We start from the raw sequence: 1,205 nt of genomic DNA on the forward strand, positions 1-1,205 counted from the left end.
TGACGTGCTCCCCGTTTTGTCCGCGCCTATAAGTTAGCCCTGTTCACGTTGTGGTCCGATCTGGACCGGGTTGCAAATTCGTTCGGTGTGAGCCCGTCGAGGCTCGTGTGGGGGCGGTTCACATTGTAGTCGATCCTCCATTCTTCGATGCTGTCTCGGGCATGCCGATAGCTAGTGAAGAGCCGCTCGTTGAGACACTCGTCGCGCAGCCGACCATTGAAGCTTTCCACGAAGCCGTTCTGCATCGGCTTGCCGGGCGCGATATAGTGCCATTCGACTTGCCGCTCCTCCTGCCACGCCAGAATGGCATTCGAGGTCAGCTCAGTGCCATTGTCCGACACGATCATGCAGGGGAAGCCGCGATGCTCGGCGATGATGTCGAGTTCGCGGGTGACACGTTCGCCCGAGATCGAGTTGTCGACGACGGTCGCTAGGCACTCCCGGCTGAAGTCGTCGATGACACACAGGATCCGGAAGCGGCGCCCGTCGGTCAACATGTCGGAGACGAAGTCGAGGCTCCAGCGCTGGTTGGCATCCTGCGGTATCGCCATCGGCGCTCTCGTGCCGAGCGCCCGCTTGCGGCCACCGCGTCTGCGCACCGTCAGCCGCTCTTCGCGATAGAGCCGGTAGAGCTTCTTCCAGTTCACCGCCACGCCTTCGCGCTTCAGCAGAAGGTGCAGTCGGCGATAGCCGAAGCGTCGGCGCTCGGCTGCCAGTTCCCGCAGCCGCTTTCGCAGGCCCGCGTCGTCCGGTCGGCTCGAGCGATACCGGTAAACCCGCGGCTCCATGCCGACGAGCCCGCAAGCACGACGCTGCGAATAGCCCTTGTTCTCGATCGCCCAGGTCACGGCGGTCCTCCTCGACCCAGGCGTCAGAAGTTTTTTCCGAGCATCTCGCGCAAGGTCGAGACGTCGAGCATGGCGTCGGCCAGCAGGCGCTTCAGCTTGCCGTTCTCCTCCTCGAGGCTCTTCAGCCGCTTCGCCTCCGATACGTCCATGCCGCCATACTTCGAGCGCCACTTGTAGAACGTCGCATCGCTCACACCGTATTTGCGGCAAAGCTCCATCGCCGAAAGCCCCGCCTGGTGCTCCTTCAAAATGCCGATGATCTGTTCGTCGGAAAATCTCGATCGCTTCATTGCCCTGTCTCCTCATCCGGATGACAGGCTATCCTCAAAGCGAGGACATTTCAGGGGAGCACGTCAA

2 protein-coding genes are annotated in these 1,205 nt (G+C 61.7%); both read right to left on the bottom strand.

The window, feature by feature from the left end:
- Positions 1-26: 26 nt before the first annotated feature.
- Entirely contained in the window at positions 27-989 is a 963-nt protein-coding gene (locus O7A05_RS33995) for an IS3 family transposase (RefSeq protein WP_337097782.1), read from the bottom strand.
- Positions 872-1,138 carry a transposase gene (locus O7A05_RS34000; RefSeq protein ID WP_337097780.1) on the bottom strand — a complete coding sequence of 89 codons (267 nt, stop codon included), beginning with the start codon at positions 1,136-1,138 and terminating at the stop codon, positions 872-874. The genes O7A05_RS33995 and O7A05_RS34000 overlap by 118 nt, the downstream gene beginning before the upstream one ends.
- Between the last annotated feature and the right edge of the window lie 67 nt (positions 1,139-1,205).

Origin of the sequence: Mesorhizobium argentiipisi (SeqCode) (genome assembly GCF_037179585.1) — a bacterium.
GTDB classification, from domain to species: domain Bacteria; phylum Pseudomonadota; class Alphaproteobacteria; order Rhizobiales; family Rhizobiaceae; genus Mesorhizobium; species Mesorhizobium argentiipisi.